Below are 20,026 nucleotides of genomic sequence, written 5' to 3'. Positions count from 1 at the left end.
TGGCACACGGCCGCCTGATCAGCGCGCCGAGGGCCGGCCGGCCCTTGCGCAGTGAGGCGCTGGCCCGCGGAATGAAAATCGGCCTGTTTGGCGGCAGTTTCGATCCGCCACACAAGGGACACCTCCATGTCGCCGAGGCCGCCAAACGGCGGCTGGGGCTCGACCGGGTCTGGTGGCTGGTCTCGCCGCAGAACCCGCTCAAGCAACGCCAGGCTGACGATCTGGAGACCCGCATGGCTGCCGTATCGGCCCTGGCCGACCGGCCCGGCATGGTGATCAGCGATTTCGAGTCGCGGCTGGGCTGCAATCGCACGATTGATCTGGTACGCGCCCTCAACCGGCTCTATCCCGGCGTTCACTTTGTCTGGCTGATGGGCGCCGACAATCTCAAGAGCTTTCATCGCTGGGGCCAGTGGCGCGAGATATTCGAATCGATTCCGATCGCGGTGGTCTCGCGCCCGCACGACGCGGTCCGCGCCCGCCTCGCTCCGGTCGTGCGGATGTATGCGCACTCAAGGATTCGTGAACAGGGTCTCGCCCAGCTGCCCCTGAAAAAGGCGCCGGCGTGGACCTATCTGATAGAACCGTTAGACTGGCATTCCTCGACGGCGCTGCGCGCGCGAAGCTGAAACCTCCAATTCGAAGCAGGCAGGACCTCATCATGACCGATCTCACCCTCGGCCAATCTCCGGTTCATGCCGCGCTGGATTTCTTCGACGACCAGCACCCGCCCGCCGGGGATTTTCTGCGCGATGTCCTGACGGGCCTGGCTGCGACACCCAAATCCATCCCGCCGGTCTATTTCTATGATGCCGCCGGCTCGGCCCTGTTCGACCAGATCACCGGGCTTCCGGAATATTATGTGACGCGGACCGAGCTGGCCCTGCTCGACCGGATCGGGCCCGAACTGGCCGACCTCGCCGGGCCCGGCGCCGTTGTCATCGAACCAGGCTCGGGTTCAAGCGTGAAGATCCGCAAGCTTCTCGACGCGCTCGACAGTCCGGCCGGCTATGTCGGGCTGGATATTTCCGGCGAGCATCTCATCGCGGCCTGCGAGGAGCTGGCGCGCGATTATCCCGATCTGCATACGGGTGCCATATGTGCCGACTTCACCACCGGACTGTCGCTGGACCATCTGCCACTGCCGCAGGGCCGGCGGATCCTGTTCTTTCCCGGCTCGACGATCGGCAATTTCGAGCCCGATGCCGCGCGAGACGTGCTGGCCGGCTTCCGGCAGGGCATGCGCGCGGGCGATGCCATCCTGATCGGTGCCGACCGCGTGAAATCACCGGCTACCCTGGAAGCGGCCTATGACGACGCCCAGGGCGTCACCGCCGCCTTCAACCTCAACCTGGTCGACCGCATCAATGCCGAGCTCAAGGGCACGCTAGACCCGTCACAGCTGAAGCATGTGTCGGTCTGGAATGCGGACAAGTCCCGCATCGAAATGCATCTCGAAGCATTGGAACCGCAGAAGTTCGAAGTGGGTGGACAGGCCTTCTCGCTGGCCAGGGGGGAGCGGATCCACACCGAGAATTCGCACAAGTTCACGCCTGAGAGTTTTCAGACGCTGGCGCGCTCGGCAGGTTTTGACGTTCTCAGGAGCTGGTCCGACCCAGCTGAACTCTTCTCGCTGCATTGGCTCGAACCAAACGCGAAAGCGTGATATAGGCACAAAATTGTATTGGTTGTCAGAAAGGACACCCGCCCTGTCTACGGAAACATCGCGCCGGACCAAGGAAGAAACGGCAGCTGCCGTCCGGGTCATCGGAGAAGACGGTCCCCTCGAGGAAATGGAAGCGCTCATCCTCGAGACTCTCGATGACGACAAGGCTGAAGACGTTGTTGCGATCGATCTTCGCGGCAAGTCCTCGGTTACCGACATCATGATCATCGCCTCGGGTCGGTCTTCGCGCCACGTCAGCGCCATCGCCAATCATCTGATTGATACCCTGAAGGAAACCGGACGCGTCAAGACACGCATCGAGGGATTGCAGACCTGTGACTGGGTGCTGATCGATGCGGGCGATATCGTCATCCATCTGTTCCGCCCGGAAGTCCGCAGCTTCTACAATCTGGAAAAAATGTGGTCCGTCGATCCGGAAACCCCGACATCACCGGACCAGCCGGCCGTCTAGGTGAAGCTCCGCATCGCAGCCATCGGGCGTGTACGCTCCGGCCCGGAGCGCGAGCTCGTCGATGACTACACCAACCGGTGCTCAATCGCGGGCCGGGCCATCGGTCTGGGCCCGCTCACCGAAACCCAGATCGACAATCGCAGCCTCAAGACACAGGCGGATGAGAGCCGCGCCCTCGCGGAAAGCCTGGGCGGGGACGTCAAATTCGTGCTGCTCGACGAGCGCGGCAAGGCCTTCAAATCGCCCGATCTCGCCCGCAAGCTGGGCGAATGGCGTGATGCTGGCTGCCGCGAGGTCGTGTTTGCGATCGGCGGGGCAGACGGGCATGACCATGAGGTCCTGCCCCGGCCCGACCTGATGCTGGCCTTCGGTCCGGCGGTATGGCCGCACAAGCTTGTGCGGGTCATGCTGGCAGAGCAAATCTACCGTGCCGTCTCGATTCTCGCCGGCACGCCCTATCATCGTGAGTAAGCCTTAACCGGGAAGCAGCTAGCGTCAGCGCATGTATCTCCTCGCCCTCACCCTCGTGCTGACCCAGGCTCAGCCGGCTGGCGCCCCGCCAGCCGATGCGGCCACGGCCGAACAGCTCGAGCAGGAGGCCCGCGAAGCGGCCGCGCGCGCCGAAGCGGCCCGTGAACAGGCCGAAGAAGTCGCCGCGGAAATCGCCTTGATGCAACGCCAATTGGTGGAACTGGGCCAACGCGTCGGCAATAGCGAACAGGCCGCCCTGGCCGCCACGGGCGAGCTGGCCCGGCTGGGCAGCGAAGAGGCTGACATCCTGGCGCGGCTCGCCGCTGAACGCGAAACCCTCACCGATATTCTCGCCGCGATCCAGAGAATCGAGACCCAGACCCCTCCGGCTATCCTGGCAGCACCGGACGATGCCGCGCAGGCCGCCCGGGCCGCGACCCTGATGGCGCAGGTTGCTCCCGAACTCCAGGCGCGCGCCCAGACATTGTCCGAGGAGCTGGCGCGGCTGCGCGCGATTCGCAGCGACATCGAGACCCAGAGCACTGTCCTGGCCAGCGCGGAAGACGCGCTGTCGGCCCAGCGGCTGGAGCTGCAGGCGCTGATCGCCGAGCGCCGGGCACTGGAAGCCCGCCGCCGCGATGAGGCGGTGGCCTTCCTCGAAGCCTCCAGCTCGGCCGGTGAACGGGCCCGCTCGATCCGCTCGCTCCTGAGCGAGCTGACGCAGATGGCCGCCGTCATGCCCAGCCTCAATCCGCGCCGAATCGAACTGCCGGACAGCATTCCCGCGCCGCATATGCGCCCGATGCGGGACCTGGTTGCGGCCCGCGCACCCGATGCGCCCCTGGAAACCCTGCGATTTGCCGATGCGCGCGGCCGGCTGAGACCCCCGGCAACGGGGGACGTGGTGCGCCGTTATGCCGAACTGGCTGAAGATGGCACAGCATCTGAAGGAATATTCATTCGGACTCGCAGCCAGGCGCAGGTAGTGTCTCCCTTCGACGGACGCGTCGAGTTCGCCGGACCGTTCAGCACGTATGGTGGACTCTTGATACTCAATGTCGGGGAGGGCTACTATATGGTCCTGTCCGGCATGGCCGTAACTTACGCCAGCGCCGGGCAGAGCGTTCTGGCTGGCGAACCGGTTGGTGCCATGCCCGATGGCGGGCAAACGGCCCCAGAATTGTATCTGGAGCTGCGTAGAGACGGTCATGCAATGGATCCCGGGCCCTGGCTCAGATCCGGCGCACAATCGGAATAGGACTTTCGCGCACAAAGGACGCGAGTTGGTATGCGCATCAATGTCTTCGCTTCAATCCTGGCCTTTGCGCTCGGGGCGGTTGCCATCACCGTGGCTGCCGAGGGGCGGCAGGAGGACCATTCGGAGACGTTCCGTCAGCTTGAGCTGTTCGGTGACGTGCTGAGCCGTATTGAGTCCGACTACGTCACCGATACCGACCAGACCCAGCTGATCGAAGCAGCCATTGAAGGCATGCTGACCTCGCTCGACCCCCATTCCGCCTATCACAATCCCGACAGCTATGAAGACCTGCGCGTGACCACGCGCGGCGAATATGGCGGTCTGGGCATGGAAGTGACCAAGCGCGACGAATTCATCACCATCGTGTCACCAATCAGCGATACCCCGGCCGAACGTGCCGGTCTGCGCACCAATGACCGCATCATCGCCGTCGATGGCGACAGCATTATCGGCATTACGGTCGACAGCGCAGTCGAGATGATGCGCGGTGCCGTCGGCGATCCGGTGACGATCACCATTTCCCGCTCTGGCGAGGACCCGTTCGACGTCACCCTGGTGCGCGACACCATCCCGCTGCGCACGGTTGCCACGCGCATCGAGGAGGATGGCACCCCCTATCTGCGCATTGCCGGCTTCAATGAGCGCACCACGGAAATGGTGCTCGAAGGCATTGCCGAGCTGGAAGCCGAGAATGGCGGACCACTGCCGGGCCTGATCCTCGACGTCCGCTATAATCCGGGCGGTCTGCTCGACCAGGCGATCGGGGTGACGGATGTCTTCCTCGATGGCGGTGAGGTCGTTTCAACCCGCAATCGCGATCCGCGCGACACCCAGCGCTATAACGCCCGCCCGGGCGACCGCCTCAATGGTGCGCCGATCGTGATCCTGATCAATGAAGGCTCGGCCAGCGCCGCCGAAATTGTCGCCGGTGCCCTGCAGGACCGCGAACGCGCCGAACTGGTCGGTATGACCAGTTTCGGCAAGGGTTCGGTCCAGACCATCATCCCGCTGCGCGGCGGCCGTGACGGCGCCCTGCGCCTGACCACCGGACGCTATTACACGCCGGCGGGCCGCTCGATCCAGGGCACGGGTATTGTTCCGGACCTTCAGATCAGCTCCTTCCCGATTTCCGCGGATGAAGAGGACGCCGGTCCTTCGGTGCGGCTTGAGGCCGACCTCCCCGGCGCGCTCGAGAATGAAAACGGCGAAGGCCGAGCGGAAGCCGATATCGCGGCCATCGAACAGCCGCCGGCGGACTGGCCGGAAGACGAGGATTTCCAACTCTCCCGTGCCCGCGAAGTCCTGCGCACTGCAATGGAAAGCCAGCAGGCCGCGCTGCACTAGCTCAACGACAACAACACCCTGCCCGCACACCGTTGTGCGGGCAGGGTTGTGTCACCGGGCGTTAACCGTTTCTTTTCCGGGACAGGGCAGTTTTGACAGTGAATTGGTGCGTCTGATCGGACGCACAACCGGTTAATTCGCTTGTCGAAGATTGCTCCGATGCCCAGTGCTGTCCTGCGTCATGTCGAACCTCTCCTGACCATCAAGGCACCGCTGTTTGCCGGGCTGGGTGCCGCTGTCCTGTTTGGCGGCGTCATCCTGAGCGTCGCCGTATTCGGCGAGGCCGACCTGCAGCCACCGCTCGCCCGGGGCGGAGTTGCACCGGCACCGGCGGAGACCGTCTATCCAGCGGCAGAATTGCGGATTGCCCCGGCAGAGGATGACCCGCTTCCGATCCGTTTCATCGAGCCGGAAGGTGTCGAGGAAGCACATCTGCCCGGCGTCGATGACCGGTTCGAGACGGCTCGCGCTGCCACGACAACGGGCTCGGATCCCGCCGATGCCGAGGCCCGCCATGCCGCCAGCGCCAACAGCGCGGAGGCTCTGGCGCCCGCGCCCTTGCCGGGACTGACAGAAAACACTCCCAATGGGCCCTTGCCGGTGATTCCGCCGAATGGCCTGCGCGCCTCGCGGGCCTATGCCCGCCCCTTCCATGGCGATCCGACCGCGCCAACGATTGCCGTGGTGATCGGCGGTCTCGGTCTCAACCGGACCGTGACCCAGGCGGCGATCGATGAATTGCCACCGGAAATCGCCCTCAGTTTCGCGCCCTATACCCGCGACCTGCAGACTTGGGTCGATCGGGCCCGCGCAGCCGGACATGAAGTCCTGATCGAAGCGCCGATGGAGCCTTTCGACTATCCCAATAATGATCCCGGCCCGCAGACCCTTCTGGCCGACGCTCCTGCAGCGGACAATCTTGCCCGTCTGGAATGGATATTGAGCCGGACAACCGGGTATTTCGCGGTCTCCAACTATCTCGGCGCCCGTTTCTCGGCGTCGGAACCGGCGATGACCCAGCTGCTGCAAGGGCTTGAGTCGCGGGGCGTCGCCTTCCTGCATGACGGTGCCGGACGCCGGACCGTGATCGATTCCGCGGCGCGGGCCACCAATGTCCAGTACGCCATTGCCGACCGGGTGCTCGACGAGGACCCCAGCCCGACGGCGATCGACAATCACTTGCTGACGCTTGAAGCGCTGGCGCTGCAGAATGGCGCCGCGCTCGGGGCCGGCTTCTCCTATCCGACGACCGTGGATCATGTGCGCGACTGGGCCCGCACCCTCGATACGCGCGGTTATCAGCTCGCACCGCCGTCGGCGGTCATGGCCCGCCGGCGCCTGCAGGCCCGCATGGAAGCCGAGGCCCGGGCGCTCCAGCCCGAGCCGGAACAGGTCATCGACAATCGCTGGTCGCGACCTCCGGCTGAAGCATCGAGTGCGGCCGAGCACGCACCGGCGCCTGCCGCATCGGGGCATTGATGCCTGCGTCCGCCGATCCCTGGCCCCATCACCGCGCCAATGTCGGGATCGCGTTGTTCAATGCCGCGGGCCAGGTCTGGCTGGGTCGCCGGGATGACACGCCGCCGCCCTGGAACTGGCAATTGCCGCAAGGCGGGGTCGATGCCGGGGAGGTGCTTGAAACCGCTGCCCTGCGCGAGCTGGAAGAGGAAACCGGCATACGCCCCGACCGCGTGACGCCGCTCGGCAATATTCCTGGCTGGATCGCCTATGACTACCCGCCCGAGGTGCGCGAGGATCCGCGCTTTCACAAGAAGCGCCATCTTGGACAGAAGCAGCGCTGGTTTGCCTTCCGCTTTCACGGCAGCGATGCCGATATCGACCTCCAGCGTCATGCCGAGGTTGAATTCGATGCCTGGCGCTGGGGCGAGCTGGCCGAGATTCCGGACCTGATCATTCCCTGGAAACGGGATGTCTATCTGCAGGTGGCCGAGGCATTCCGCGCTTTCGCCCGCTAGCCTCACCACCGCGAGATCCTTGCCGGCAACCAGCCAACCCCTCACTCCATGGTCACCATTCGCCGTGCGGACAGCTCCGCGCGGTCGATCACCTCGCCGGCGAGAATAACGGTCTCGATCCGGTCATAGGCGTTGACATCAGCGAGTGGATTGCCGCGCAGGATCAGCAAGTCAGCGCGCTTGCCCGGCTCGATCGTACCGATCTCGCCGTCCAGTCCGAAGGCCAGGGCATTGTCGATCGTCATCGCGCGGAACAGGACCGGCAGCGGGATGCCGGCATCGGCCCAGTTCTGCATCTCCCAATATCCGGCCAGGCCCGGCGGCGAGGCCCAGCCAAATCCGCCAACGGCGGTATCGCTGCCGAAAAGGAAGTGTGCGCCCTCGGCCGACATGCTCCAGATCAGGCCCTGATACCGACGCAAGAATGCCGACTGGGCCGCCCCCATATCGGCGGCATCGCCGCCCGGCGCGATCATCTCGCCGAACATGGCGATGAATTGCTCACGCTGGACCTGGGCTTCACTGTGCAGATAGCCCAGATAATCCCGCGGGACCGCATCGGCCCAGGCGGGATCTGCGAGCACGGCAGGATCGAACAGGCTGGCGGTATTGCGGATGGTCTGGATGGTCGGCTGAACGGCGATCGGCGAGCGCGCGACTTCGCGGGCAATCGCCGCCGTTGGCGGCGCCGGCCGGGGGTCGGTGAAGGACTGACCGGTCCACTCCCACATTCCGTGCGCGAGAATATCGATTCCGGACTGAAGCGCGAATTCATGTCCGGCCGGAGTGGTCGCATGCAGCAGGACCGGCAGGTTGGCCGCATGGGCAGCCTCGACTACATCGCGGGCGATCCCGACCGAGGGCAGACGGAAGTCTGGCGCCCCTCCAGGCCACCACAGGGCCTCTTCGTAGTAGAGCTTGATGCATTGACCACCCTGACCAAGAACGGACGCCACAGCGGCCTCAGGCGTGTGCGCCGCCGGATTTTCTCCGGCCGGCACGAGACCGCCAGCATGGCTGTCGATCAGATAGCCTGGATAGGTCTCTCCCACCGGCGCCCCCTCAAGCTCGAGCGCCATGAAGCCGTCCGACAGCACAACGCCCTGGCCGCAATGGACCAGATGGGGGTGCAGCGGTGCGGCTTCGAACCGCGCATTCGTCGGCGCGTCGGCATTGAGCTCGATCACCGTCGTGAATCCATGGAACAGAAAGCTGCGCGGTTGCTGCTGCATGTAATCATCATAAAGCGCGGCGTAATTGTCGGTGTAGCGCGCCCGCAATCCTGTGGCGTGGTAGAGATGGACATGGCTGTCGATCAGGCCGGGGATGAGATAGCCGCGTTCGGCGTCGATCACCCGTGCGCCGCCGGGATCGACGGCGCCGCTGCCAATCTCCACGATCCGGTCACCGCTGACCCTCACCCAGGCATCCTGCAAAGGGGCGGCCCGCTCGGGGCTGAGCAGGGTGGCATGCATGATGACGAGGTCGTCTGCGGGTTCAGACTGGCAGAGCGCTGGCTGGGTTATGACAAGGCCCAGCAACAGGGCAGCGGCGAACGGGGTGCGGGTCTTTGAGCGTTTCATGGCGGGCCTCCTTTGGCGACGCCGCAGACAACACGCTTTCATGCCGGGCCGCGCCCTCAAGCGCGATCGAGGACAGGCCCGAGCGCGATCTTGGACAAGACAGCAAGACGCCGTATCAAGTCAGGATGACGTCAATCCTGCACATCTCGACCGCGCTGTCGGCAATCATCGCCCTCTATCTGGCCAACCTGCGCCCCGGGCCCAGGCTCGCGCACCGGCTGCTGGCCCTGGTGTTTGCCCTGTTTGCGATCCAGCACACGCTCACCAGCCTGGCCCTGCTGGGTCTGATGCCGTCCCTGGTCTGGTGGCGACCGGTCCTTGCCATGGCCATGCCGCCGGCGATTTTCCTGCACCTGCGCACGGCCGCCCGGCCCGATCAGGGCCTGGCCCTGCCCGACCTCGCCCACCTGCTCGGACCGGCCGGACTGATTCTGGCGCGGCTCGTCCTGCCGGATGGCCCCTATCTCGATGCCGCCATCATCGCGGCGCTGGTCTTCTACGGCGTCCATGCGATGATCACGGTCCGGGCCCCGACGCCGGCCGGGCAGCGCTGGAAATACATGGTGTGCGGCTGGCTGTACGCGATGGCCCTGACCGACCTTCTGGTGATGATCGAACTGGTAGGAAATGAGGATCTCGGGCACTCGCTGACCCTGGCGATCACCATCGCCGGCTTCTTTGTCTTCCTCGTCTATTTTCTGCTCACCAGCCTGCACCAGAACGGACCGATCAGCTGGATCATGACCCGAATACGCCGTGGCGGTGCCGGTGGCGAGACGATCCGCGCCCGCCTGGACGCGCACATGACCGAGGCGCGCCCCTGGCTGGACCCGGAATTGACCGTGGCCCGTCTGGCACGCCAGCTCGCCCTGCCACAACGCAGCGTCTCGGAAGCGGTCAATGACCTGCACGGCACCAGCGTCAGCCGCTGGATCAATGGCTGGCGCATTGCCGAGGCCCAGCGCCTCATGAGGGCAGCGCCGGAGCGCCCGCTGGTCGAGCTGATGCTCGATTGCGGCTTCCAGACCCGCTCCAATTTCAACAAGGCGTTCAAGGATGTCACCGGCGAGACCCCGAGCGAGTGGCGCAAGCGGGCCCGCGCGGAGCCCCCCGCTAGCCAAGGAAAAGGGCCGCTCCATCCGGAACGGCCCTGATCATGTTTCAATCGGTGCGCGAAATCAGTTTGCCGCGACCGCCTGCATCGCTTCCAGCTTGCTCACCAGGGCTTCGGCGCTCTCGCGAGCTTCCTCGGTCTTGGCGAAGCCGACATCTTCACGGGCATCAACCAGTTCCCGCTCGACCTTGGCGACATCAATCTCGGAAACCGGGATCGCTTCCTCGGCCAGGATGGTCAGGCCTTCCGGCGTCACCTCGGCGAAACCGCCATGGATGAAGGTCCGCTCGTTCACGCCGTCCCGCGTAATGATGATCGCACCGGATCGGATCACCGACATGAAGGGCGCATGCTTCGGCAGGACGCCGAAATCGCCGTCTTCACCGGGAACCACAACCATATCGACTTCACCCGCAAACAGGCGGCGCTCAGGCGATACGAGGTCAAAATGCAGCTTGTCAGCCATCAGGTTACTCTCCGGCTAGTGCCGGAGACCGCTTATGCGGCCTCCGCAGCCATTTTCTCGGCTTTTTTCACCGCGTCTTCGATCGTGCCGACCATGTAGAAGGCCTGCTCGGGAAGGTGATCATATTCGCCGTCACAGATCGCCTTGAAGCCCTTGACCGTATCAGCCACAGGCACCTGGATGCCCGGGAAGCCGGTGAAGATTTCGGCCACGTCGAATGGCTGCGACAGGAAGCGCTCGATCTTGCGGGCGCGGGTCACCAGCATCTTGTCCTCTTCGGACAGCTCGTCCATGCCGAGGATGGCGATGATGTCCTGCAGGGCCTTGTAACGCTGAAGCGTTTCCTGGACCCGGCGGGCAGTGTTGTAGTGATCGTCGCCCACGATGCGTGGCTCGAGAATACGCGAGCTCGAATCGAGCGGATCCACAGCCGGATAGATACCCTTTTCCGAAATCGCACGGTTGAGAACCGTGGTCGCATCGAGGTGGGCGAAGGTTGTGGCAGGCGCCGGGTCGGTCAGGTCATCGGCGGGCACGTAAACGGCCTGCACCGAGGTGATCGAACCCTTGTTGGTCGAGGTGATGCGTTCCTGCAGCGCGCCCATGTCCGTCGACAGGGTTGGCTGATAGCCCACCGCGGACGGGATACGGCCGAGCAGGGCGGACACTTCGGAGCCGGCCTGGGTGAAGCGGAAGATATTGTCGACGAAGAAGAGAACGTCCTTGCCCTCTTCATCGCGGAAATACTCAGCCTGGGCGAGACCCGACAGGGCGACGCGGGCACGGGCTCCCGGAGGCTCGTTCATCTGGCCGAAGACCAGCGAACAACGCGAACCTTCGGTCGAGCCTTCATGCTCTTTCGGGTCCTTGTTGACGCCTGATTCGATCATTTCCCAGTAGAGGTCATTACCTTCACGGGTCCGCTCGCCAACACCGGCGAAGACCGAGTAACCACCGAACATCTTGGCGATGTTGTTGATCAGCTCCTGGATGAGAACCGTCTTGCCAACGCCGGCGCCGCCGAACAGGCCGATCTTGCCGCCCTTTGCGTAGGGGCAGAGCAGATCGACGACCTTGATGCCGGTCGGCAGGATTTCAGCTTCCGTTGCCTGTTCGGCAAAGGATGGAGCCGCACGGTGAATCGGGGCCGTCATCGTGTGCGGGATATCGCCCGCTTCATCGATCGGCGCGCCGGTCACGTTCATGATGCGGCCGAGCGTACCCGGACCAACCGGAACCATGATCGGTGCGCCGGTGTCGACAACTTCGACGCCGCGTTGCAGGCCCTCGGTCGCGTCCATGGCGATGGTGCGAACCGTGTTCTCGCCGAGATGCTGCGAGACCTCGAGGGTCAGCGGCTTGCCGTCATTGGTCGACAGCAAGGCGTTGAGGATGTTGGGCAGTTCACCATCGAATTCAACGTCGACGACGGCGCCAGTGATCTGGACAATACGGCCTTTAGAAGTGCTCATGATTGGTCTTCCCCTCGTCTAGAGAGCTTCGGCGCCGGAGATGATTTCGGTCAACTCCGTCGTGATTTGCGCCTGACGGGTGCGGTTATAAAGAAGGTTCAGCTTGTCGATCAGTTCGCCGGCATTGCGGGTGGCATTATCCATGGCGGCCATGCGGGCCCCCATTTCGCCAGCCGAATTCTCCAGCAGGGTCGACAGAATTACGGTCGTGACATAACGCGGCAGCAGGACGTTGAGGATGCTCTCCTCGTCCGGCTCGGCTTCATAGATGGCGCCCGCGGTATCGGGCCGCTCGACGCCTTCATCGATGGCATCGAGCGCCGGGATCAGCACTTTCGAGTATGGCTTCTGCGAGATCACCGAAACGAATTCCGAGGCAATGATTTCACAGACGTCAAACTCGCCAGCCTCGAACATATAGGTGATCTTGTCACCGATACGTCCGGCGACAGCGCCGTTGAGGGTTTTCTCGCCCTTGAAATCGACCATCTCGACGATCAGGGAGGCAAACTGGCGCTTCAACTGATCGAAGCCCTTCTTGCCAACGCAGACAATCTTCACAGTCTTGCCGGCGCGCTGCAGCTCATTGATCCGCGTTCGCGCCAGACGGGCGATATTGGTGTTGAAGCCGCCACACAGGCCACGATCGGCCGTCATGACGAGCAGCAGACGTGTGTCGTCCTTGCCGGTGCCAACCAGGAGCGGCGACGCCCCCGGAGTTCCGGCCATGGAATTCGACAGGTTCGCCATCACGGCAGCCATGCGCCCGGCATAGGGACGCGCGGCTTCCGCGGCTTCCTGGGCCCGGCGCAGCTTGGCTGCTGACACCATCTGCATCGCCTTGGTGATCTTCTGCGTGGATTTCACGCTGGCGATACGATTTCGAAGGTCCTTAAGGCTCGCCATTCGGCACTCCTAGCGGTCGTTACGGTTCAAATTCACGCGAAATGTTCGGTGAACTTGTCCAGAACGCCCTTCAGCTTGGCCTCAGATTGGTCGCTCACCTTCTTCTCATCACGGATCGTCGTCAGGAGAGCGGCGTGTTCGGCGTGCAGGTGACGGAGGAAGTCCGCCTCAAAACGCTGAATGTCGCCAATGGCGATACCGTCGAGATAGCCACGCGTACCAGCATAGATCACCGCAACCTGTTCTTCCATCGACAGCGGCGAGAATTGCGGCTGTTTCAGAAGCTCGGTCAGGCGCTGACCACGGTTCAGAAGCTTTTGCGTCGCGGCGTCGAGATCGGAACCGAACTGGGCAAAGGCCGCCATTTCGCGGTACTGGGCCAGTTCGCCCTTCATCTTGCCGGCAACCTGCTTCATCGCCTTGGTCTGGGCAGCCGAACCAACGCGCGACACGGACAGGCCGACGTTCACAGCCGGGCGGATGCCCTGGTAGAACAGGTCGGTTTCCAGGAAGATCTGGCCGTCAGTGATCGAGATCACATTGGTCGGGATGTAGGCCGAAACGTCATTGGCCTGGGTTTCAATGATCGGCAGAGCCGTCATCGAGCCGGAGCCATTCGCTTCGTTCAGCTTGGCCGAACGCTCGAGCAGACGAGAGTGGAGATAGAAGACATCGCCCGGATAGGCTTCGCGGCCTGGTGGGCGGCGCAGCAACAGGGACATCTGGCGATAGGCAACAGCCTGCTTGGACAGATCATCATAGACGATCAGTGCATGCATGCCGTTATCGCGGAAATACTCACCCATGGCAGAGGCGGTAAACGGTGCCAGGAACTGCATGGGAGCAGGATCCGATGCCGTTGCGGCCACGACGATGGTGTAATCCATCGCGCCGTTTTCCTCGAGCGTTTTCACGATCTGGGCGACCGTTGAACGCTTCTGACCAACAGCGACATAGATGCAGTAGAGCTTGGCGCTCTCATCCGTGCCCTGGTTGATCGCCTTCTGGTTCAGAATGGTGTCGAGCGCGATCGCGGTCTTGCCGGTCTGACGGTCACCAATGATCAGCTCGCGCTGGCCACGGCCGACCGGGATCATGGCGTCGATCGCCTTGATGCCCGTTGCCATCGGTTCGTGAACCGATTTGCGGGGAATAATACCCGGCGCCTTGACGTCAACGCGGCGGCGTTCGGCGACATCGGCCAGAGGGCCCTTGCCGTCGATCGGCTCACCGAGACCATCCATGACGCGGCCGAGAAGGCCCTTGCCAACAGCGGTATCGACGATGGAGCCGAGACGTTTGACGGTGTCGCCTTCCTTGATGCCCCGGTCTTCACCGAAGATCACGCAACCGACATTGTCGCGTTCCAGATTGAGGGCCATGCCCTTAATCCCGCCCGGGAACTCGACGAGCTCACCGGCCGCGACCTCATCGAGGCCGTAAACGCGGGCAATACCGTCACCGACGGAAAGCACACGACCGACATCCGAAACCTTAGCTTCGGTGCCGTAATTTTTGATCTGATCCTTCAGGATCGCAGAAATCTCTGCAGCCCGGATGTCCATGGCCTACGCCTCTTTCATCGCATTCTTCATCCCGTCCAGCTTGGTGCGGAGAGATGAATCGAACATACGGGAACCGATCTTGACGATCAGCCCGCCCATTAATTCAGGACGCACTTCCGTGCGAACTTCGATTTCGCGCCCGAAGGCACTTTTCAGAGAAGCCGCAAGGGCTTCAGTCTGTTTCTTGGTCAGCGCTGCGGCCGATGTCACATCAGCCCGGACAATGCCGCGATCGGCATCGAGCAAGGCTGCGAAGATCGTCGCAATATCGCCGAGTTCGGCAGCGCGGCGATTATCCGCGACGACGCCGAAAGCGTTCTTTGTCAGCTCGTTGAAGCCGGCCTTGTCGGCCAGGGCATTCAACACGCCGGTCTTCTGCTCAGCCGAATACAGCGGCGAGGTCAAAAGGTCGGACAATTCGTCCGACGTTTCGAGCGCTGCGCGCAGGGCTGACAGGTCCGCGGCAACCGCATCGAGGCTGCCGGCGGTCTTGGCCAGCTCGAATACTGCTGTCGCATAGCGACCTGCAGCATTGGCTGTGATGGCGTCTTCGCCGGTGCTCACCGTGACGTCACTCTCTGGCTGGGGAAGTGCCTGTAAATCACCGGAAGGTGCAAACACTTGAAAATCAACGATTTGTACGAATGAACGAGTCAACTTGCGCGACCCGTTCCCGGGGTTCGGCGCTGCGATAGCACAGGGCGATCAGCGCAGCAAGCCGGAGCAGGTATCGATTCAGCAGGCGAACCGCTGCCGGGGTGCGACTCACCGGGGGGAAATCGCCGCGGCACGGGGGCCTGGCAGCAGGAAGCGGGTGCTGTTTCGTGAGCGTCAGGGGCCGGTTTATCCTGCCTGCACTGAGGTTTCGGCCCGCGCGCCGGCCCGGCACCGGCGGCAGGCAAACGGGAAACCGGCCGGTCCCGGGCCCGGCCGGGTTTATTTTGAAGCATTCGCGCCTGCCAGCGCACGATGCGGGAGCCGGCTGCAAGGCCGTACCGGAGACCGCTCCGCCGGCGCTAGTGCGCGGCATTGCCCTTCCCGGCACCTGACACGCCCGCCCGGTTCTTCTGGGCGAAAATGTTCAGCACTTCGACGAAGAGCGAGAAGGCGATGGCGAAATAGAGGTAGGCGCGCGGAATATGGAAGCCGACACCATCGGCAATCAGCGACATGCCGATCAGCAGCAGGAAGGCCAGGGCGAGCATTTTCGTGGTCGGGTGCGATTCGATGAAGCGGGAGACGGTGCCCGCGGCAAACAGCATCACGCCCATGGCGATCACCACGGCGGTGACCATGATGATGATCTGGTCGGTCATGCCGACGGCGGTGATGACGGAGTCGAGCGAGAAGACGACATCGATCACCATGATCTGCAGCACGATCATGGCGAAGCTGGCCGAGGCGGTGTTTGTCTTGACCTCGGTTACGCCTTCGACCGTGTGGTGGATTTCCAGCGTGCCCTTGGCCAGCAGGAAGAGACCGCCGCCGAGCAGGATCAGGTCGCGCACCGAGACATCATGCTCGAACAGGGTGAAGAGCGGTGTTTCCAGATGCGCCATCCACACCAGGCTGATCAGCATGAGCACACGCAGGACCAGAGCCATGGTGAGGCCGATGAAACGGGCGCGGGGCCGTTTCTCGACGGGCAGTTGCGCCGCCATCACGGCGACGAAAATCACATTGTCGACCCCGAGAACGATCTCGAGAAAGGTCAGTGTCGCCAGCGACATCCAGATTTCGGGCGAAGTCAGTAATTCGAGCATCGGAGGCATTCCTGTTGGGGATCACATGAAACTATAGGGATCGACATCAATCGTCACGCGGATCGAGGGGGGAATTTTCACCCGCTCCTTCCAGGCCCGCAGATAGGCGGAAATATCGATTGTCTTGTCGGCGCGCACCAGTATGCGCCGCCTGTGCCAGCCGCGGACGAGCGCGCGTGGCGGTTCGGCCGGCCCCCAGATCTCGACACCATCGGTCAGCGGCGCGGCTGCGGCATAACGTCCGGCGGCGGCCTCGACCGCCTGGACATCGCGCGCCTGGAAGCTGATCGCCGCCATGCGTCCGAAGGGCGGCAGGCCAAGCGCCTCGCGGGCCATGATCTCGGTTTCGAGGAAGGCATCACGATCCCCGGCGATCAGCGCCTGGATCGCCTCGTGCTCGGGCTGGTGGGTCTGCAACAGGGCGCGGCCCGGCCGTTCGGCGCGACCGGCACGGCCGGCGACCTGGACTAGGGTCTGGAAGGTTCGTTCGCCGGCGCGCGGATCACCGCCGGCCAGGCCAAGATCGGCATCGATCACCCCGACGAGGGTGAGATTGGGGAAATTGTGCCCCTTGGCGGCAATCTGGGTGCCGACAAGGATATCGATCTCGCCGCGCTCCATGCGGTCAACCAGATCGGCACCGGATGAACTGTCGGAGGAATAGATCTCGATCCTCGCATCGGGGAAGAGATGTTTCGCTTCCTCGGCGACACGCTCCACTCCCGGCCCGACACTGGTGAGACTGTCCTCGGCATTGCACTCGGGGCAGAATCTCGGCCGCGGCATGGAAAACCCGGTGACATGGCAGACCAACCGCCCGGTATAGCGATGCTCGACCAGATAGGACTGGGTGTCCGGCGAGGTCATGCGATGCCCACAGGCGCGGCACAGCACCAGCGGGGCATAGCCGCGGCGGTTGAGATAGAGCAAGACCTGCTCGCCGGCCTGCAGGGTCTCGACCATGGCCGAAATCAGCGGCGGCGAAATCCAGCGCCCGGCCTCGGGCGGATGGTCGCGCAGATCAATCGTATCGACCTGTGGCAGCACGGCGGCACCGGGCCGCGCCGGCAGGCGCACATGCACATAGCGGCCGGCCTGGGCATTGGTCAGGCTTTCCAGCGACGGCGTGGCCGAGGCGAGCACGATCATCGCGCCCTCGATCTTGGCGCGCAGCACCGCCAGGTCGCGGCCCTGATAGGGCAGGCCCTCATCCTGTTTATAGGTCGGGTCATGCTCCTCATCGACAATGATGAGTTTGAGATTGGTGAAGGGCAAAAACAGCGCCGAACGCGCACCGACTACGATCCGCGCCCGCCCCTCGGCGACCTCGCGCCAGCAGCGCCGCCGCGCCTTCGGTCCGGCCGCCGAATGCCAGATCGCCGGGGCGCAGCCAAAGCGCGCCTCGAAGCGCGACAGGACAGCGGCCGTCAGGGCGATCTCCGGCAGCATGATCAGGATCTGGCCCTCGGGGTCGCGGCGCAGGACTTCTGCGATCGCCTCGAAATAGACCTCGGTCTTGCCCGAGCCGGTGACGCCGTCGAGCAAGGCGGCCTGGAATCCGCCGGCCCGCACCAGACGCCGTAGCACGCCGCCGGCCTCGGCTTGCAGCATGGTCAGTGACAGGCCCTCGGCTTCGGGATCGGGAATGCCATAAGGCGGATCGATCGGGCGTGTGACGGCGGTCAGGGCGCCGGCTGTCGCCAGCCCCTTCACGACACCGGCCCCCACGCCAGCCTCGCGCGCGATATCGGCCGCCGAAGCCTCCCCCAGCGCCAGCGCCGCATCGAGCACGGCCGTCCGTGCCGCAGTCATGCGCGGCGGCTCTTCGCCACTGACCGTGTAGAGGGTTTCGGTGGGTGAAGGTTTCAGCGCCTCGGCACTGCGCAACACCGACCGCAGGATCACACCGGGCGGCTGCACGAGATAGCGCGCCAGCCAGTCAACGAATTTGCGTGTCCCCTCCGGCAGCGGCGCACCACCCATCGGCGCCTCGACAGATTTCAGCGCCCGGCCCCCGGCCCCCGGTTTCAGAGCCCAGACGACACCGTGCACCATCCGCTTGCCCAGCGGCGCCAGAACATGATCACCCAGCCCCAGCTCAAGCCCGTCCGGCACGAGATAGTCGAAGGCCTCCGGCAGTGGCAGCGGAAACAGGATCGAGGCGCGGGATGACGATTCGGAGGACACGGCCGCAAGTGTGCCCCTTTGCGCGGGGGAGTTCAAAAGGGAATAGCGTTGCCAGGAGCACCGCGGTCCGGCGCGACAGGGCCCGGGACCGGCCCTGCTGCATTTTCCCTGGCCGGTTTCCTTTTCGGAAACCGAATACGGCAAGTCTGGGCTCTGATCGCTATGGAGCCGAATCATCATGACGGAAAATGCCGAGGGCATGCTTGCCGACCCGCTGGATACCGACCGGGTCCGCAACTTCCTGCTCTCCAATCCGGATTTCGTACGTGAGGATGCCGAGCTCTTCGCCCTGCTGGCGCAGCGCGATGCCGGCGACGGCGTGATTGATCTGGGCGCGGCGGCGCGCGGCAAGCTGCTGGCCGAACTGCGCCAGCTCAAATCGCTCAATTCCAGCATTGTCGAGACCGCCCGCGCCAATCTGGCGACCCAGTCGCAAATCCACATGGCCGTTCTGGCCCTGCTGGAGACGGATTCGCTGGCGGCGCTTGATCGCAAGATGTCCAGCCGGCTGACCGGTGCGCTCGGCGTCGATGTCTGCCGTGTCCTGATCGAGGGGCATGCACCATTGCCGGCCGGCGAATCAATTCTGGGTGCCGCTGAAGGCTTTGTCGGCGAGGTTCTCGGCAACAAGGTGGAACGGCTCGGGCCCGTCAATCCGGCAATCGCGCACGCGCTTTATGGCCAGCAGGGCGCACGCGTGAAATCCGAGGCGATCGTGCGGCTCGATTTCAACGGGCATGACGGCCTGATGGCACTGGCTGCACGCGACCCGGCCATGTTCGAGGCGGGCCAGGGTACCGAATTGCTCAACTTCCTCGCCCGCAGCGTCGAACGGATGGTCACCCGATGGCTGCACGCGAGCTGAACCTCCCCCTCGCCAATGCGCGCCTGGTCTTCGGCCAGCATCTCGCCGGCGAACGCCGGTTGAGCCCGAAAACCGTCGAGGCCTATGGCCGCGATCTCGACCAGTTCGCTGAATTTCTGGGCCAGCATCTCGGCCGCACCATCAGCCTGGATGACCTCGCCGGTCTGAAGGCGACCGATTTTCGCGCCTTCATGGCGGCACGCCGCCGCGACGGGCTGTCGGCGCGCTCGCTGGCACGCTCACTCTCGGCGATCCGCACCTTCTACAGCTATGCCGAGCGGCGTTGGGGCGTCGAGAATGCGGCCCTGACCCTGATTGAGGGCCCGAAACTGGGCCGGTCCAAGCCCAAACCCGTCAGCGAGACCGGTGCCCGGGCACTGATTGATGAAGCCGGCCGGGCCCAGGGGACCGACTGGATCGAGGCGCGCGATGTCGCTGTCCTGTCGCTGCTCTATGGCTGCGGGCTGCGGATATCCGAGGCGCTCGGCCTGACCGGACAGGATCGGGAATTGCGTGACAGCATGCAGATCACCGGCAAGGGCGGAAAGACGCGCCTGGTGCCCATCCTGCCCGTGGTCCGCGAGGCGGTGGCGCATTATGCAGCGCTGTGCCCGTTCGAACTGGCCGCCGACGGGGCCCTGTTTCGCGGCACCCGTGGCGGCGCACTGGGTGCGCGCTCGGTCCAGAAACGTATGGAGACCCTGCGGCAACGCCTCGGCCTGGGGCCAACTGCGACCCCGCACGCCCTGCGGCATTCCTTCGCAACGCATCTGCTGGCCCATGGCGGTGATCTGCGGGCGATCCAGGAATTGCTCGGCCATGCCAGCCTGTCGACCACACAGATTTATGCCGATGTCGAAAGCTCGCGCCTGATGGCGATCTATGACGGCGCGCATCCGCGGGCCCGTCAGCGCTGAG

The 20,026-nt window shown here is 64.0% G+C and carries 19 protein-coding genes; 11 read left to right on the top strand and 8 right to left on the bottom strand.

Translation table 11 applies throughout. From position 1 onward, the window contains the following. Window positions 1-71: 71 nt before the first annotated feature. The 8 genes from ACN0YF_RS07095 to ACN0YF_RS07060 all read left to right on the top strand — a co-directional run bounded on the left by ACN0YF_RS07095 (window position 72) and on the right by ACN0YF_RS07060 (window position 7,187). Window positions 72-629: a nicotinate-nucleotide adenylyltransferase gene (locus ACN0YF_RS07095; protein ID WP_417493847.1), complete on the top strand. Its 558-nt coding sequence runs from the start codon at window positions 72-74 to the stop codon at window positions 627-629. A gap of 32 nt (window positions 630-661) precedes the next feature. Then, complete coding sequence (gene egtD, locus ACN0YF_RS07090) at window positions 662-1,666, top strand: L-histidine N(alpha)-methyltransferase (protein ID WP_417493846.1); 1,005 nt, start codon at window positions 662-664, stop codon at window positions 1,664-1,666. 100 nt (window positions 1,667-1,766) lie between these two features. Continuing rightward, a complete protein-coding gene (rsfS, locus tag ACN0YF_RS07085) occupies window positions 1,767-2,138 on the top strand; it encodes a ribosome silencing factor (protein ID WP_417469648.1) in 372 nt (123 codons plus the stop codon). Further along, window positions 2,139-2,609 (top strand): 23S rRNA (pseudouridine(1915)-N(3))-methyltransferase RlmH, encoded by a 471-nt coding sequence (gene rlmH / locus ACN0YF_RS07080; protein ID WP_417483564.1) that lies wholly within the window; start codon window positions 2,139-2,141, stop codon window positions 2,607-2,609. Window positions 2,610-2,640: 31 nt separating this feature from the next. Continuing rightward, the gene (locus ACN0YF_RS07075) at window positions 2,641-3,867 is read left to right on the top strand and encodes a murein hydrolase activator EnvC family protein (protein WP_417493845.1); all 1,227 of its coding nucleotides are present in this window, start codon (window positions 2,641-2,643) and stop codon (window positions 3,865-3,867) included. Between the two features lie 30 nt (window positions 3,868-3,897). Further along, window positions 3,898-5,211 (top strand): S41 family peptidase, encoded by a 1,314-nt coding sequence (locus ACN0YF_RS07070; protein WP_417493844.1) that lies wholly within the window; start codon window positions 3,898-3,900, stop codon window positions 5,209-5,211. A 159-nt stretch (window positions 5,212-5,370) separates the two neighbouring features. After that, window positions 5,371-6,690 carry a divergent polysaccharide deacetylase family protein gene (locus tag ACN0YF_RS07065; protein ID WP_417493843.1) on the top strand — a complete coding sequence of 440 codons (1,320 nt, stop codon included), beginning with the start codon at window positions 5,371-5,373 and terminating at the stop codon, window positions 6,688-6,690. Beyond that, window positions 6,690-7,187, top strand: a complete 498-nt coding sequence (locus ACN0YF_RS07060) for an RNA pyrophosphohydrolase (protein ID WP_417493842.1) — start codon at window positions 6,690-6,692, stop codon at window positions 7,185-7,187. Before ACN0YF_RS07065 ends, ACN0YF_RS07060 begins: the two co-directional genes overlap by 1 nt. 41 nt (window positions 7,188-7,228) lie before the next feature. On the opposite strand, the gene ACN0YF_RS07055 is transcribed toward ACN0YF_RS07060, so the two are convergent. Further along, window positions 7,229-8,770, bottom strand: coding sequence for an amidohydrolase family protein (locus tag ACN0YF_RS07055; protein WP_417493841.1), 1,542 nt, complete (start codon window positions 8,768-8,770; stop codon window positions 7,229-7,231). A gap of 125 nt (window positions 8,771-8,895) precedes the next feature. Between ACN0YF_RS07055 and ACN0YF_RS07050 the strand changes: the two genes are divergently transcribed. Next, a complete protein-coding gene (locus ACN0YF_RS07050) occupies window positions 8,896-9,924 on the top strand; it encodes a helix-turn-helix domain-containing protein (RefSeq protein ID WP_417493840.1) in 1,029 nt (342 codons plus the stop codon). Window positions 9,925-9,948: 24 nt separating this feature from the next. On the opposite strand, the gene ACN0YF_RS07045 is transcribed toward ACN0YF_RS07050, so the two are convergent. The 7 genes from ACN0YF_RS07045 to ACN0YF_RS07015 all read right to left on the bottom strand — a co-directional run bounded on the left by ACN0YF_RS07045 (window position 9,949) and on the right by ACN0YF_RS07015 (window position 18,243). Beyond that, on the bottom strand, window positions 9,949-10,350 hold the full coding sequence (locus tag ACN0YF_RS07045) for a F0F1 ATP synthase subunit epsilon (RefSeq protein ID WP_417483571.1): 402 nt from the start codon (window positions 10,348-10,350) through the stop codon (window positions 9,949-9,951). A 32-nt stretch (window positions 10,351-10,382) separates the two neighbouring features. Beyond that, on the bottom strand, window positions 10,383-11,822 hold the full coding sequence (gene atpD, locus ACN0YF_RS07040; RefSeq protein ID WP_417493839.1) for a F0F1 ATP synthase subunit beta: 1,440 nt from the start codon (window positions 11,820-11,822) through the stop codon (window positions 10,383-10,385). A gap of 18 nt (window positions 11,823-11,840) precedes the next feature. Beyond that, window positions 11,841-12,728 carry a F0F1 ATP synthase subunit gamma gene (locus tag ACN0YF_RS07035; protein ID WP_417493838.1) on the bottom strand — a complete coding sequence of 296 codons (888 nt, stop codon included), beginning with the start codon at window positions 12,726-12,728 and terminating at the stop codon, window positions 11,841-11,843. Window positions 12,729-12,760: 32 nt separating this feature from the next. Then, on the bottom strand, window positions 12,761-14,293 hold the full coding sequence (atpA, locus tag ACN0YF_RS07030; protein WP_417493837.1) for a F0F1 ATP synthase subunit alpha: 1,533 nt from the start codon (window positions 14,291-14,293) through the stop codon (window positions 12,761-12,763). Between the two features lie 3 nt (window positions 14,294-14,296). Continuing rightward, entirely contained in the window at window positions 14,297-14,914 is a 618-nt protein-coding gene (locus tag ACN0YF_RS07025; RefSeq protein ID WP_417493836.1) for a F0F1 ATP synthase subunit delta, read from the bottom strand. Window positions 14,915-15,309: 395 nt separating this feature from the next. Further along, window positions 15,310-16,056, bottom strand: a complete 747-nt coding sequence (locus ACN0YF_RS07020) for a TerC family protein (protein ID WP_417493835.1) — start codon at window positions 16,054-16,056, stop codon at window positions 15,310-15,312. 21 nt (window positions 16,057-16,077) lie between these two features. Beyond that, a complete protein-coding gene (locus tag ACN0YF_RS07015; RefSeq protein ID WP_417493834.1) occupies window positions 16,078-18,243 on the bottom strand; it encodes a primosomal protein N' in 2,166 nt (721 codons plus the stop codon). Window positions 18,244-18,421: 178 nt separating this feature from the next. On the opposite strand from ACN0YF_RS07015, the gene ACN0YF_RS07010 reads away from it, so the two are divergent. Both ACN0YF_RS07010 and ACN0YF_RS07005 read left to right on the top strand, forming a co-directional pair. Next, entirely contained in the window at window positions 18,422-19,108 is a 687-nt protein-coding gene (locus ACN0YF_RS07010; RefSeq protein ID WP_417493833.1) for a DUF484 family protein, read from the top strand. Beyond that, entirely contained in the window at window positions 19,090-20,025 is a 936-nt protein-coding gene (locus tag ACN0YF_RS07005) for a tyrosine recombinase XerC (protein WP_417493832.1), read from the top strand. The genes ACN0YF_RS07010 and ACN0YF_RS07005 overlap by 19 nt, the downstream gene beginning before the upstream one ends. Window position 20,026 lies beyond the last annotated feature (1 nt).

This window comes from Maricaulis sp. (genome assembly GCF_048270265.1).
GTDB lineage: Bacteria > Pseudomonadota > Alphaproteobacteria > Caulobacterales > Maricaulaceae > Maricaulis.
The sequence above is the reverse complement of the archived record's forward strand: the minus strand, read 5'-3'. Positions and strand labels throughout refer to the sequence as shown.

Coding starts and splice junctions, on each gene's coding strand:
- ACN0YF_RS07095 (WP_417493847.1), top strand. CDS start 72: ATGAAAATCGGCCTGTTTGGCGGCAGTTTCGATCCGCCACACAAGGGA.
- egtD (WP_417493846.1), top strand. CDS start 662: ATGACCGATCTCACCCTCGGCCAATCTCCGGTTCATGCCGCGCTGGAT.
- ACN0YF_RS07075 (WP_417493845.1), top strand. CDS start 2,641: ATGTATCTCCTCGCCCTCACCCTCGTGCTGACCCAGGCTCAGCCGGCT.
- ACN0YF_RS07070 (WP_417493844.1), top strand. CDS start 3,898: ATGCGCATCAATGTCTTCGCTTCAATCCTGGCCTTTGCGCTCGGGGCG.
- ACN0YF_RS07065 (WP_417493843.1), top strand. CDS start 5,371: ATGCCCAGTGCTGTCCTGCGTCATGTCGAACCTCTCCTGACCATCAAG.
- ACN0YF_RS07060 (WP_417493842.1), top strand. CDS start 6,690: ATGCCTGCGTCCGCCGATCCCTGGCCCCATCACCGCGCCAATGTCGGG.
- ACN0YF_RS07055 (WP_417493841.1), bottom strand. CDS start 8,770: ATGAAACGCTCAAAGACCCGCACCCCGTTCGCCGCTGCCCTGTTGCTG.
- ACN0YF_RS07050 (WP_417493840.1), top strand. CDS start 8,896: ATGACGTCAATCCTGCACATCTCGACCGCGCTGTCGGCAATCATCGCC.
- ACN0YF_RS07045 (WP_417483571.1), bottom strand. CDS start 10,350: ATGGCTGACAAGCTGCATTTTGACCTCGTATCGCCTGAGCGCCGCCTG.
- atpD (WP_417493839.1), bottom strand. CDS start 11,822: ATGAGCACTTCTAAAGGCCGTATTGTCCAGATCACTGGCGCCGTCGTC.
- ACN0YF_RS07035 (WP_417493838.1), bottom strand. CDS start 12,728: ATGGCGAGCCTTAAGGACCTTCGAAATCGTATCGCCAGCGTGAAATCC.
- atpA (WP_417493837.1), bottom strand. CDS start 14,293: ATGGACATCCGGGCTGCAGAGATTTCTGCGATCCTGAAGGATCAGATC.
- ACN0YF_RS07020 (WP_417493835.1), bottom strand. CDS start 16,056: ATGCTCGAATTACTGACTTCGCCCGAAATCTGGATGTCGCTGGCGACA.
- ACN0YF_RS07010 (WP_417493833.1), top strand. CDS start 18,422: ATGACGGAAAATGCCGAGGGCATGCTTGCCGACCCGCTGGATACCGAC.
- ACN0YF_RS07005 (WP_417493832.1), top strand. CDS start 19,090: ATGGCTGCACGCGAGCTGAACCTCCCCCTCGCCAATGCGCGCCTGGTC.